We start from the raw sequence: 12,334 nt of genomic DNA, 5'->3' as shown, positions 1-12,334 counted from the left end.
GGGCCCGGCCTGCGGGTCAGCTCGTGCCGTGGGGTCCGTCGCCGGCGCCCGACGTGACCTCGGCCGGTGGTGTCTCCGCCGCCAGCGAGGCGGCGTAGCGCGCGGTCTCCCGCCGGCTGACCGAGGTGCCCGCGAGGGTGCCCAGCAGGCTGAGCAGGATCAGGCCACCGTAGAGCAGCTGGACCGGCAGGATGTTGGTCCCGTCGGCGCCGACCAGCGTCGCCGCGACGAGCGGGACGAAGCCGGAGACCAGCGAACCGGACAGCTGGTAACCGAGCGAGATCCCGGTGTAGCGCAGCTCGGCGGGGAACAGTGTGGTGAGGAAGCCGGACAGCGTGGCGTAGTACACCGAGTGGCCCACGTAGGACAGCGCCACCGCGAGGTACACCGATCCGGGACCCTCGCCCGCACTGATCAGGGCGAGCAGCGGGAACGGTGCGACCACCAGGTAGATCAGCGTGTAGGCGATCTGCGCATTGCGCACCGAGAACCGGTCCGCGACGACCGCCGCGAGCGGGGTCAGCACCACCTGGATGAACCCGCCGGCCAGCAGCGCGTTGAGGAAGACCTCGCGGGCGACGTCCTGGGTCTCGACGGCCCAGTTCAGTGCGAAGACGTTGCGGAAGTACACGCCGGACACCGCGCAGGACGCGAGGAAGACGCAGAGGTTGGTGAGCGGGAAGCGGCGGAGCAGCTCCAGCACCGGGGCCTTCTTGGTGGCGGCGGCCTCGCGGCGCTCGCGGGCCCGGACGAACTCGTCGTTCTCCTCCAGCTTGAGCCGCAGGACCAGGCCGACCACCAGCAGCGTGCCGCTGAGCAGGAACGGGATCCGCCACCAGCCGTCGAGCAGCGCGTCGCCGGAGGGGAGCAGCAGGAACACCGAGGTCGACAGGATCGAGCCGACGGGGGCGCCGAGCTGGGCCATCGACGCGGCGAGTGTCTTGCGGTGCGGGGGCGCCGCCTCGGAGGCGATGAGCACCGCGCCGCCCCACTCGCCCCCGACCGAGAGGCCCTGGAGCATGCGCAGGAACAGCAGGATGATCGGTGCGGCGACACCGATCGTCTCGTAGGTGGGGAGCAGACCGATGGCGACGGTCGCACCACCCATCAGCAGCAGCGTGATGAGCAGTGAGGTCTTGCGGCTGACCCGGTCACCGATGTAACCGAAGATCACCGCGCCGACCGGCCGGAGGATGAAGCCGATCGCGAAGGTGGCGAGTGCCGAGAGGGTCTGCGCGAGCGGATCGGCATCGGGGAAGAAGAGCTTGCCGATCACCAGCGCGGCGGCGGTGCCGTAGACGTAGAAGTCGTACCACTCGATGGCGGTACCGGCGAACGCTCCCCATGCGGCACGACGCGCCTTCTTGGGGTCGCTGGTGTCGGGGGCGGGTGGGGCGGGTTGCGTCATGGGGAGGGGTCCGATCGTCGTCGTTGCCGCAACGGACTGGATGTTGCATGTAACATGTTATTACGGGGCGCAATAAGGGATCTTGAGATCGCGTTCCGCTGTCGCCTGTGCACGCACCGCTTCGTGACCTGGGGTTTTCCCGCACCCCTGCCCGGTTGCCGCACCCCTGGTCGGTCGTCGCACCGGGTACAGCCGGTGCGGGGTGGAGCGGGCGGTGCGACGACGTCGGGGCGGGGTGCGGGGTGCGGGGTGCGGGGTGCGGGGTGCGGGGTGCGCGGCAGCGGGTGCGGGGGCTTGCGCGTGGGTGCCGCGGATAGTTGCCGCGGGTCGTGCCGGGCCGCGGGTCGTGCCGGGTTGCCGGGCAGCGCCGCCGTGACGCGCGGCCGCCGCACCCCTGGCCCGTTGCCGCACCGGGTACAGCCGGTGCGGGGTGGAGCGGGCGGTGCGACGACGTCGGGGCGGGGTGCGGGGGGCCACCTGGGGTGCGGGGCCGCCGGGCCGCCCGGGGGAGGACCCGCCTGGCGCCCGGGGCGTTGCCGAGCTGCTCCGCGCGGTCAGGCGACCAGCACGATCCGTCCGTCGGCCGTGCCGGCGGCCTGCCGCTGCCAGGCGGCTCCGGCGTCGTCGAGCGGGCGGCGCTCGTGCGGGAGATCGAGGGTCCCGTCGGCGACGGCGTCCGCGACCGCTCCGAGGGTCTCCGCCCGCTCGGCGCGGGACAGCTCGTTGTTGGTGTAGCCGATCACCCGCAGCGATCTGCTGCGCAGCGTCGCGGAGTCGATCGGGCTGGTGTCGCCGGCCGAGCTGCCCAGGTGCACCATCCGGCCGCCCGGGCGCAGCGCACGCAGCGCGGCCGCGGCGGGGACCCCGAACAGCGGGTCGAGCACCAGGTCGGCGGCGCCGTCGCAGGCGTCGGTGAACCGTGCGGCCAGCTCGTCGAGACCGCCGTCCAGGTCGACCACGACGTCCGCGCCGGCGGCGGCGGCCCTGGCCCGGGCGGCGGGGGAGCGGGCCCCGGCGACCACCCGTGCCCCGGCGGCGCGGGCGAACCGCACCGCGGAGAGCCCGACCACGCCACCGGCGCCGAGCACGAGCACGGTCTCCCCGGACGTCAGCCCACCGCGGGCGTGCAGGCAGGCGTGTGCGGCGACCGCGGACAACCCGGCCGCCGCGACGGCGACCGGATCGGCGCCGTCCGGCAGCTCCACCAGGTCCTCGGCGACGGCGGTGGCGACCGCGGCCATGCTGCCGTCACCGGGGCGCATCCCGGCCGTCGTCGGGAACCAGACGGTCCGGCCGTCCACCCGGCCGACTCCCTGCACACCGGGGACGTACGGCGTCGCGGGCGCGCCGAAGTACGACGTTCCGGAGGCGCACAGCAGGTCGAGCGGGGTGATCGGCGCGGCCAGCAGCTCGATCGCGACCTCCCCCGGCGCGGGTGCGGGCGCGGGGCCGTCCCGCACCACCGGCGGCTCGCCCGGTCGTTCGACGAGTACCCGGCGCACGATCAGGCCGGCTGCAGGACGAAGTCGTACCGGGCCTCCAGCCACGGCTTGTCCGAGTGGCCGCCGTCCGGCGTCGGACCGGGGCCGTGCTCGGTGAAGCCGACGACCAGCTCCCGCTTCACGCCGAACACGACGTCGGAGTCCAGGTACTCGGCGCCCTCCCGGAACAGGTGGGTGATCAGCGGCTCGAACCCGGGCACGGCGATCAGGAAGTGGATGTGCGCCGGCCGGAAGTAGCTGATGTCGGTGCCGGAGATCAGCGCGCCGACCGGGCCGTCCATCGGGATCGCGTAGCCGAGCGGGGCGATCGTCCGCACGCAGTAGCTGCCGTCCGGGCGGGTGGCGTACTTGGCGCGCAGCCGGGCCTCGTCGACGTCGAGCTGGGCCTCGTAGGCGCCGTCGGAGTCGGACTGCCAGACGTCGAGCACCGCCCCGGGCACCGGCGTGCCGTCCAGCGACCGGACGGTGCCGTGCACGAAGAGCAGCTCGCCGGGCAGCCCGTCGGACATGTCCTGGCCGAAGTCGCGGTCCGGCGAGCCGTCGATGTGGAACGGGCCGAGCACGGTCGCCGGGGTGGCCGCCGGATCGAACCGGTGGTTCTGCTGGACGACGAGCATGGACAGGCCGAGCACGTCGGAGGCGAGGATGAACTCCTCGCGCTTCTCGTCGCTGATCTGCCCGGTCGCGGTGAGCCACTGCACGGCGGCCATCCACTCGGCCTCGGTCAGGTGCGTCTCCCTGGCGAACGCGTGCAGGTGCCGCACCAGGGCGGTCATCAGCTCGGCGGTGCGCGGGTCGTGCGCGGTCGCCCAGCGCGCGGCGGCGACGTCGGTGATCGTGTCCTCGGTGACGGTGGCGGGTTGCGTCGACTGCGATGTCACTGCAGCTCCTCGGGTCGGTACGGACGGGGGTCGACGGAGCGGTTGTTCAGGTCGACCGACAGGAAGATGTCGTTCGCGACCGGGCTGCGCAGCTCCTCGGCGAGCTGCCCGACCAGTCCCGCGGTGCGGGCGAGCAGCGCGAAACCGCGCAGCAGCTCCAGCGGCAGGCCGAGATCGGCCAGCGCCGCGCCGCAGACCCCGGCGCCGTTGAGCGGCAGCGTCCGCCCCAGCACCTCGGGATGCACCCGGCCGATCGCGGCGAACAGCCGCAGGTGCGGGCCGGTGAGGCCCTCCTCCTCGGCGATCGCGAACAGCCGCGGGGTGCGCGGGTCGCCGTCCTTGTGCACGTGGTGGCCCAGGCCGGGGACGAACCGCTTCGCGGCCCGCTGCGCCCGGACGATCTCCAGCGCGACGGCGTCCCAGCCGGCGTCGTCGACCGGATGCTCGGCGGGCAGCTGGTCGTGCAGGAACCGGCCGCAGTCCTCGGTCACGCCGAGGAACCGGGATCCGCCGCCGAGCAGCCCGGCGGCCAGCGCGCCCTGCACCGAGTCCGGTGCGGACAGGTGGGTGAGCCGGGTGACGATCGCGGTGGGGGTGAACCCGTGATCGGCCAGCGCGGCGAGCACGGCCTCGAAGACCCGCGTCTCACCCCGGGCCGGACGCCGCTGGGTGGCCAGCCAGAACGCCAGCTCACCGAACCCGACCTCGCCCATCACGTCGTTCGCGAGATCGTGCCCGAGCAGCGTGATGCTGTCCTTGTCGGACGCGCCCAGCGCGGTCTCGTAGATCCGGTCGCTCATCTCTCGCTCAGCCACTTCCGCAGGTCGGCGCCGTGCTCGTCGAGCTGCGGCGGGGGCAGGCGGTACACCGCGGGGGTGGTCGAGAACCGGATCGGGTGCCGGGTCGTCGGGATCGCGCGCTCGCCGTCGCCGACCTCGACGACCGGCTCCAGGCCGAACCGCTCGGCCATCGCGAACCCGCCGTCGATGGTCTGGATCGGTCCGCACGGCACGCCGGCGTCGGTGAGCAGCTCGAACCACTCGACGGCACCGCGCTCGGCGAGCCGCTCGGTGAGGATCGGGCGCAGCGCCTCCCGGTTCGCGGTGCGGTCGGCGTTGCGGGCGAACCGCGGGTCCTCGGCGACGCCGGGGATGCCGAGCACCTCGCAGAGCTTGCCGAACTGCCGGTCGTTGCCGGCGGCGACGATCATGTCGTCGTCGGCGGTGGGCAGCGGCTCGTACGGGAAGACGCTGGGGTGCGCGTTGCCCATCCGGTAGGGCACGGTGCCCGACGCGACCCACGCCGAGCTGTGGTTCACCAGACCGGTCAGTGCCGACGACAGCAGGTTCACCTCGACGTGCTGGCCCTCGCCGGTGCGGTCGCGGTGCCGCAGCGCGGCCAGGATGCCGATCGTCGCGTGATTGCCGGCCATCACGTCGAACACCGAGATCCCGGCCCGGAACGGCGGCCCGTCCGGGTCGCCGGTGAGGCTCATCAGCCCGGACATCGCCTGCACCATCAGGTCGTAGCCGGGCACGTGCGCGCCGGCCCCGGAGCCGAACCCGGAGATCGAGGCGTAGACGACGCCCGGATTGGTCGCGGCGACGGCGGCGTGATCGAGCCCGAACCGGGCCATCCCGCCGGGCCGCAGGTTCTCGATGACGACGTCGGCGCGGCGGGCGAGCTCCTGGGCGGCGGCCCGGTCGTCGTCGTCGCGCAGGTCGAGCGCGATCGACCGCTTCCCGCGGTTGATGCCGAGGTAGTAGGTGGACTCGCCGTCGCGTTCGGGAGGCGTCCAGGAGCGGGTGTCGTCGCCGGCCGGGCCCTCGACCTTGATCACGTCGGCGCCCATGTCGGCCAGCAGCATGGTCGCGTACGGCCCCGCCAGGATCCGCGAGAAGTCGGCCACCAGGATGCCCGACAGCGGTCCGCCGCCTGGCTCCGGTGCTCCGGGGTCGGCCATGAGATCCTCCGTGCTGATCGCGATACGGACAACTGTCCGCTCATGCCGATCGTGGCGCCGGAGGAGATCGTGGTCAAGCCGGGGCGGGCACCGTCACGTGCGGCACGGTCGCCAGCCGGGCGAAGTCGGCGCTGATCTCGCCCGCGGTCTGCAGCAGCAGCGGGAGATGGTGCTCGAGCAGGGTCTCCAGCGGGGTCTCGGCCGCGTGGCAGTTGACGTTGACGCCGGCGATCACCCGGCCCTCGCCGTCGCGCAGCGGGGCGGCGACCGACCGGATGCCGGGCGCGAGCTGCTCGTCGGTGAGCGCCCAGCCGCGCGCCCTGACCTGCCGCAGCTCGGTGTCGCGCTCGGCGCGGTCGGGCTGCCAGCGCGGGGTCAGCCCGGACCGGCTCGGCTCGGCCAGCACCCGGTCCAGCTCGTCCGCGGACAGCGCGGCGAGCTGCACCTTCCCCAGCGAGGTCGGCAGCGCCGGGAACCGGGTGCCGATCTGGACCGCCAGCGTGACGATCTTCGGCACCGCGACCCGGGCCACGTAGACGATGTCCGAGCCGTCCAGCTGGCCGATCGAGCAGGACTCGTTCGTCCGCTCGACGAGCTGCTCCAGGTGCGGGCGGGCGATCTCCCACAGGCCGGTCGAGCGGACGTAGGCGACGCCGAGCTCGAGCACCCGCGGGGTGAGCAGGTAACCCCGGGCGGAGCTGCGGACGTAGCCCAGCTCGGTCAGCGTGATGAGGATCCGGCGCGCGGTCGGCCGGGCGAGCCCGGTGGCGGACGCGACCTCGGCCAGCGTCATCTCCGGCCGGGACGGCTGGAACGCGGTGATCACGTCCAGCCCGCGTGCGAGGGCCTCGATGAAGTCCGGCCCGGTTCCCTCACGTGGCATGGGCTCCCCCTCGTCCGCCGTCCGGCCGCCCACGTTAGCCGGTCCTGTCCGCTCTGCGGACGGGCGTCTCCCGTGCGTGCGCCGGGGTCGCCGGGCGTCCGTTGACACCGCAAGCGGTCTGCGCCAGAGTGACCCGGCCGGAGCCTGTCCGCGTAGCGGACGTCCGTCCGATCAGTGTGGACAGTGAAGGAGCACCCCGATGAGCGACTCGATCGTCCTCCGTGGCGGAACCGTGCTGACGGTGGACGCCCAGCGGACCGTGCTGACCGGCCACGACGTCCTGGTGACCGGCGACCGGATCGCCGCGATCGGGCCGGACCTGGCCGTGCCGGAGGGCACCGAGGAGATCGACGCGACCGGCGGCATCGTCATGCCGGGCATGATCGACACCCACCGGCACATGTGGCAGACCTCGCTGCGCGGCTACGGCGCGGACTGGACGCTCACCCAGTACTTCGTCTGGAACTACCTGGAGTGGGGCAAGATCTTCCGCCCGCAGGACGTCCACGCGGGCAACCTGCTCGCCGCCCTGGAGGCGCTCGAGGCCGGCGTCACCACCACCGTCGACTGGTCGCACGGGCTGCAGACGCCGCAGCACGCCGACGCCGCCGTCGACGCCCTGCAGGCCACCGCCGGCCGGTTCGTCCTCGCCTACGGCAACATCCAGGACGCGCCCGCGAACTGGACCGCCGATCCCGGCTTCCGCGAGTTCGTCGGGCGCCGGATCACCCCGGGCGACGACATGCTCGGCTTCCAGCTGGCCTTCGACGTGACCGGCGACCCGGCGTTCCCGGAGAAGCCCGCCTTCGAGGCCGCCCGCGAGCTCGGGGTGCCGGTCACCACGCACGCCGGGGTGTGGGGCGCCACCAACGACGACGGCATCCGGCTCATGCACGAGCACGGCTTCATGACCCCGGAGACGGTGTACGTGCACGCCGCGACCCTGAGCACCGACTCCTACCAGCGGATCGCCGCGACCGGCGGCTCCGTGTCGGTGTCCACCGAGAGTGAGCAGAGCGCCGGGCAGGGCTACCCGCCCACCTGGGCGCTGCGCGAGCACGGCATCGACGTGTCGCTGTCCATGGACACCTCGATGTGGTGGAGCGGCGACCTGTTCTCCGCGATGCGCGCGACGCTCGGCGCCGACCGCTCCCGCGAGCACCTGGAGGCGCACGCCCGCGGCGACACGGTCACCCACTCCGCGCTGCGCGCCGAGCAGGTCGTCGAGTGGGCGACCCGCGGCGGCGCCCGCGCGATCGGCCGCGAGTCCGACCTGGGCAGCGTCGAGACCGGCAAGAAGGCCGACCTGGTGCTGATCCGCAACGACCACTCGCCGGTCTCGTTCCCGCTGCTCAACCCGCACGGCCACGTCGCGTTCCAGGCGCAGCGCGCCGACGTGCACACGGTGCTGGTGAACGGCCGGATCGTGAAGCGCGACGGCCGGCTGGTCGACGTCGATCTCGCCGCCGCCCGGGCCGCCGTCGGGTCCACCGTGGAGCACCTGCGCGCCACGATGGGCGAGGACGCCTGGCAGGCCGGGATGAACCCGGAGATCCCGGAGACCAAGATCCTCGACAACCCGTACACCTACACCGACTATCGCAGCGGTTCGACGCACCAGGTGTGATGGGCCGATGGGGCGACTGCGCTACTCGACGATCATGTCGGCGGACGGTTACCTGACCGACGCCGAGGGCCGCTACGACTGGGCGTTCCCCGACGAGGAGGTGGTCGCCTTCATCACCGAGCGCGAGCGCGACGCCGACACCCACCTCTACGGGCGCCGGATGTACGAGGAGATGCGGTCCTGGGAGGACGTCACCGACGTCACCTCGGACCGGTCGGCGACCGATCTCGAGTTCGCCCGCACCTGGCGGGCCGCGACCAAGGTGGTGTTCTCCCGGACCCTGACCGCGGTGAGCACCGCGCGGACCACCCTGGAACGCGAGCTCGACCCGGCCCGGGTCCGGGCGATCGTGGACACCGCCCCGGGCGACGTCTCGATCTCCGGCCCGACCCTCGCCGCCGACGCGATCCGGGCCGGGCTGGTCGACGACCTGGAGCTCTACCTGGTCCCGATGCTGGTCGGTGGGGGGTTGCGGGCGCTGCCCGACGGCGTCCGGGCCCGGTTGGAGCTCGTGGAGCAGCAGCGGCTCGCGGGCGGGTTCACGTTCCTGCACTACCGGACCCGCCGCACCCCCGCCTGACCCGCCGCACCGCCGCGCCGCGCCACTGCACCGCGCCGCACCGCTGCGCCGCGCCTCGCCGCTGCGCCGCGCCACGCCACGCCGCCGCACCGCCGCGCCGCACCGCACCGCACCGCCGCGCCGCGCCGCCGCACCCCGCCCACCGCGCCGCACCCCGTCGCCCGCCGAGATGCACGTCAGCGGGCCGCGAAGATCGACAATTCCCGCTGAGGTGCATCTCGGCGAGTGAAGGGGTGCGAGGCAGGGCGCTCAGGCGGGCGGGCGGTAGCGGTAGCGGGTCTGCCAGACGCACCACGCGACGATCCCCAGCACCAGCACCGTGACGGCGACCCACACCGGTCCGACCGGCAGCCGCGGCGGATCGACCCGCGTCGCGTGCACAGCGGCCACCGGGACCAGCGCGAGGAAGGCGACGACGGCGCCGAACAACCGGCCCATGTCCTCGGCGAGCATCCGCCGCAGTCGCCCGGCCCGCCTCGGATGCATCCAGTACTCCTTGTGCGGCACGCTGACCGCACCGAGCGGGCCCCGGGCGACCAGCGCGTACAGACCCGCCCCGGTCCCGATCATGAACAGGCCGAACAGGGCGCCGAAACCGAGGAACTGGGTGCGGGTGCCGAACCAGGTCGGCGTGCCACCGGCGTCGAAGTGCAGCGGGACGCCGTCCGGCGGCAGCTCCGTCGCGGCCCAGAGCAGTGCGGCGGCGTAGAACACCGATCCGGCGAGAAGCGGGAACCACGGACGCATCGGACGATCGTCGCAAAGGTCGGCGGACGGTCATCGGTCGGGCGCGAGCCGGTCCAGCATCGCCGCCAGCACCCGGCGGGCCCGATCGACCGGGGCGCCGTGCAGGGCGACGTCGTGCCCCAGGCCGCCGGCGAGTGCGAGCAGCGCGTAGCCGTCGTCCTCCGGGGTGGGGGAGCCGGCGTCGGCGACGACCTGCACGGCGAGGCCGAGGATCTCGGCGTCGCCGTCGGTGAGGATCGCGCGGGCCCGCTCGTCGACCTCGCGTGCGGCGAACGCGGCGTGGATGCGGATCGCGTCGCGGGACTCGGGATGCGCGCCGAGCAGCTCGTCGAGGATCGTCGCCAGCGCCGCCCGCGGGGTGGGCGGACCGGAGCGGGCCCGCTCCTCGATCCGGTGCTCCATCCGGCGGTGCGAGCGCTCGAGCGCGTGCAGCAGCAGGGCGTCCTTGCTGGCGAAGTAGTGCTGCACGCGCCCCATCGAGATCCCGGCCTCGGTCGCGACCGAGCGCAGCGACACCGCTTCCGTGCCCGCCCGGGCGACGAGCGCGAGCACGGCGTCGGCGATCTCGGAGCGGCGGGCGTCGTGGTCCACGGAGCGGGGCACGACGGCAGCGTAGCAATGCGGTCGCATTGACAACGACCCGGGCGCCCTGTTGCAATGCGACTGCATTCCAACTAGGAGGTGCCGGATGAAGGCAGCGCAGAACGTCGTCGGCCTGGTGGGCGTGACCCTCGGGGTGATCCCGCTGGTCATGTTCCTGTTCACCGGGCGGGTCGGGCTGTGGGGGCCGCTGGCCGTCACCGGGCCGGCGCCGTGGGTCCCGCCGCTGCTCGTCGTCGTGGCGGCCGGGATCGCGCTGGTCGTGCTCGACCGGATGGAGCGGACCCGCCGGTGATCCAGGCCTGATCCAGGCCTGATGCAGGCCGGCCGGCCCGGGGCTCAGCCGGCCGCCGGCGAACCGTAGCGGAGCAGGTTGCCGTCCGGGTCGATCTGGGCGCCCTCGCGCAGCCCGTAGGACGCGTCCACCGGGGGGATCGCGCGGCCGCCGGGCGCGGCCGACCACCGGGCGTAGAGCTCGTCGGCGTCGTCGACGTGCAGGTAGGCGCAGCCGGCGGTGCGCCGCGGATCGTGGTCGGGGTTCACCGCGACGTGCAGCTCCACGCCGTCGAGGACCGCGAAGCCGTACTCGTCGCCGTAGCGCTCGACGGCGAAGCCGAGCGCCCGGTAGTGGTCGAGCCACCGGCCGAGATCGGAGGTGGAGAAGACCGGCGCGACCGAGCGCAGGGTGGACATGAGGTACAGCCTGCCGGATGCACGTGCGGTCCCGGCGCATGACGAGGACCTTGCGAACCCGGGTGCGCTCAGCCCCCCGCGCCGCGCACCACCCGCTCCCGGCCCAGCTCGGCGACGTTCTTCATCAGCTCCGCGTTCGCCCAGGCGATCAGGTGCCCGGCGGTGTGCCCCGCCGGCCACGGGAACGTCACCGGCCGGTCGAGATCGGCCCCGTCGAGCGCCGCCGTCCAGGACGCCGCCAGCTCGCGCAGTGCGGCGACCACGCCGTCCGCGGTGCCCGGGTAGGCCACCTCGGAGCGGTCCCGGCGGGGCGCGCCGGACAGCTCGTCCAGCGCGGTGCCCCACCACCACAGCAGGTGCCAGGCGATCCAGGCGCCGGTCGGTGCGGGTGGCGGGTCCGGCTCGGCGTCGCCGTCGGCCGGGAAGTCCGGCGTCCAGGAGCCGTCCGGTCCGCGGTGCACGGTCCAGTGCAGCGGCGCCGGGACCCGGATCAGGTCGTCGTCGGCGAGCCGTTCCAGGTGGTACTCGCAGAGCGCCCAGGTCAGGTCGAACTGCCAGCGCAGCAGCCCGGCCACCTCAGCCGCCGGGACGCCGGGACCGCTCGGCGAGCATCTCCTCGGTCGCGGCCGCCACCTCGACCTCGTCCACCTCCGCGGTGCCCTCGGCCGTCACCGTGACGAGATTCGGGAACAGCGAGCGGATCAGGTCCGGGCCCGCGGTGGCGGTGTCGTCGTCGGCGGCGTCCCACAGCGCGTTCACCGCCAGCGAGATCGCGCCGTCCCGGTCCAGGTCGGGGCGGTGCAGCTTCTTCAGCGACGCCTTCGCGAAGTCCGATCCGGAGCCGATGCCCGCGTAGCCGGAGCGGTTGCGGGCGATGCTGCCGGACACGTCGAACGTCACGATCCGTGCCGGATCGGGATCGGCCGGGTCGTAGCCGACGTAGAGCGGCAGCGCGACGAAGCCCTGCATCGCGGCCGGCAGGTTCTCCCGGACGATCGTCGACAGCCTGCGGATCTTGCCGTCCTGGCTGATCGGCGCGCCCTCGACCTTCTCGTACTGCTCGACCTCCGCCGCGAACAGCTTGAGCATCAGCAGCGCGTGCCCGACCGAGCCGGCGAACCCGGCGGCCGAGGTGCCGTCCACGACGACGACCTTGACCAGGTCCTTCTGCGCGATCAGGTTCCCCGCCGTGGCCCGGCGGTCGCCGGCGAGCAGCACCCCGCCGGCCCAGGTGAAGGCGATGATCGTGGTCCCGTGCGGGGCCCGCAGGTCGGGCGGGACCCGCTGCGCGGGATCGCGGGGCAGGTTGGCGGGCAGCGCCTCGGGGGCGTGTGCACGCAGCTGTTCCAGGAACGACGGGCCGGTCATGCGGGGAGCTGGCTCCGATCTGCTTCGGGCCGGACGGACCCGGCCGATCCTTCCCCGGGCGGCGCGGAAGGTCCAGCGGGAA

Annotated in this window: 14 protein-coding genes; 3 read left to right on the top strand and 11 right to left on the bottom strand. The window is 73.7% G+C overall.

Annotation, left to right across the window (positions count from 1 at the left end):
* Nucleotides 1-16: 16 nt before the first annotated feature.
* The 6 genes from ABD160_RS24905 to ABD160_RS24880 all read right to left on the bottom strand — a co-directional run bounded on the left by ABD160_RS24905 (nucleotide 17) and on the right by ABD160_RS24880 (nucleotide 6,637).
* Nucleotides 17-1,408, bottom strand: a complete 1,392-nt coding sequence (locus tag ABD160_RS24905) for an MFS transporter (protein ID WP_344026619.1) — start codon at nucleotides 1,406-1,408, stop codon at nucleotides 17-19.
* 554 nt (nucleotides 1,409-1,962) lie between these two features.
* Nucleotides 1,963-2,910: a zinc-binding dehydrogenase gene (locus tag ABD160_RS24900; protein WP_344026617.1), complete on the bottom strand. Its 948-nt coding sequence runs from the start codon at nucleotides 2,908-2,910 to the stop codon at nucleotides 1,963-1,965.
* A gap of 2 nt (nucleotides 2,911-2,912) precedes the next feature.
* Complete coding sequence (locus ABD160_RS24895; protein ID WP_344026615.1) at nucleotides 2,913-3,791, bottom strand: dioxygenase family protein; 879 nt, start codon at nucleotides 3,789-3,791, stop codon at nucleotides 2,913-2,915.
* A complete protein-coding gene (locus tag ABD160_RS24890; RefSeq protein WP_344026613.1) occupies nucleotides 3,788-4,591 on the bottom strand; it encodes a citryl-CoA lyase in 804 nt (267 codons plus the stop codon). The genes ABD160_RS24895 and ABD160_RS24890 overlap by 4 nt, the downstream gene beginning before the upstream one ends.
* The gene (locus ABD160_RS24885; RefSeq protein WP_344026611.1) at nucleotides 4,588-5,754 is read right to left on the bottom strand and encodes a CaiB/BaiF CoA transferase family protein; all 1,167 of its coding nucleotides are present in this window, start codon (nucleotides 5,752-5,754) and stop codon (nucleotides 4,588-4,590) included. Before ABD160_RS24885 ends, ABD160_RS24890 begins: the two co-directional genes overlap by 4 nt.
* A gap of 73 nt (nucleotides 5,755-5,827) precedes the next feature.
* Nucleotides 5,828-6,637 (bottom strand): IclR family transcriptional regulator domain-containing protein, encoded by an 810-nt coding sequence (locus tag ABD160_RS24880; protein WP_344026610.1) that lies wholly within the window; start codon nucleotides 6,635-6,637, stop codon nucleotides 5,828-5,830.
* 199 nt (nucleotides 6,638-6,836) lie between these two features.
* Here ABD160_RS24880 and ABD160_RS24875 point away from each other — a divergent pair, with 199 nt between their 5' ends.
* Nucleotides 6,837-8,264: an amidohydrolase family protein gene (locus ABD160_RS24875; protein ID WP_344026608.1), complete on the top strand. Its 1,428-nt coding sequence runs from the start codon at nucleotides 6,837-6,839 to the stop codon at nucleotides 8,262-8,264.
* A 7-nt stretch (nucleotides 8,265-8,271) separates the two neighbouring features.
* The gene (locus tag ABD160_RS24870; protein WP_344026606.1) at nucleotides 8,272-8,844 is read left to right on the top strand and encodes a dihydrofolate reductase family protein; all 573 of its coding nucleotides are present in this window, start codon (nucleotides 8,272-8,274) and stop codon (nucleotides 8,842-8,844) included.
* A gap of 249 nt (nucleotides 8,845-9,093) precedes the next feature.
* Here the strand turns inward: ABD160_RS24870 and ABD160_RS24865 are convergent, their stop codons facing one another.
* Together ABD160_RS24865 and ABD160_RS24860 are read right to left on the bottom strand one after the other, a co-directional pair.
* Nucleotides 9,094-9,591, bottom strand: a complete 498-nt coding sequence (locus ABD160_RS24865) for a hypothetical protein (RefSeq protein ID WP_344026604.1) — start codon at nucleotides 9,589-9,591, stop codon at nucleotides 9,094-9,096.
* Nucleotides 9,592-9,621: 30 nt separating this feature from the next.
* Nucleotides 9,622-10,194, bottom strand: coding sequence for a TetR/AcrR family transcriptional regulator (locus ABD160_RS24860; protein ID WP_344026602.1), 573 nt, complete (start codon nucleotides 10,192-10,194; stop codon nucleotides 9,622-9,624).
* A gap of 85 nt (nucleotides 10,195-10,279) precedes the next feature.
* On the opposite strand from ABD160_RS24860, the gene ABD160_RS24855 reads away from it, so the two are divergent.
* The gene (locus ABD160_RS24855) at nucleotides 10,280-10,486 is read left to right on the top strand and encodes a hypothetical protein (protein WP_344026600.1); all 207 of its coding nucleotides are present in this window, start codon (nucleotides 10,280-10,282) and stop codon (nucleotides 10,484-10,486) included.
* A 44-nt stretch (nucleotides 10,487-10,530) separates the two neighbouring features.
* Here ABD160_RS24855 and ABD160_RS24850 read toward each other — a convergent pair whose 3' ends face one another.
* From ABD160_RS24850 to prcB, 3 genes are all read right to left on the bottom strand, one after another.
* Nucleotides 10,531-10,884 (bottom strand): bleomycin resistance protein, encoded by a 354-nt coding sequence (locus tag ABD160_RS24850; RefSeq protein WP_344026598.1) that lies wholly within the window; start codon nucleotides 10,882-10,884, stop codon nucleotides 10,531-10,533.
* A 68-nt stretch (nucleotides 10,885-10,952) separates the two neighbouring features.
* Nucleotides 10,953-11,459 (bottom strand): DinB family protein, encoded by a 507-nt coding sequence (locus ABD160_RS24845; RefSeq protein WP_344026596.1) that lies wholly within the window; start codon nucleotides 11,457-11,459, stop codon nucleotides 10,953-10,955.
* Between the two features lies 1 nt (nucleotide 11,460).
* Nucleotides 11,461-12,252 carry a proteasome subunit beta gene (gene prcB / locus ABD160_RS24840; protein ID WP_344026594.1) on the bottom strand — a complete coding sequence of 264 codons (792 nt, stop codon included), beginning with the start codon at nucleotides 12,250-12,252 and terminating at the stop codon, nucleotides 11,461-11,463.
* Between the last annotated feature and the right edge of the window lie 82 nt (nucleotides 12,253-12,334).

Origin of the sequence: Pseudonocardia kongjuensis, from assembly GCF_039526905.1 — a bacterium.
Taxonomy (GTDB): Bacteria; Actinomycetota; Actinomycetes; order Mycobacteriales; family Pseudonocardiaceae; genus Pseudonocardia; species Pseudonocardia kongjuensis.
This window is presented reverse-complemented; position numbering and strand designations above follow the sequence as displayed.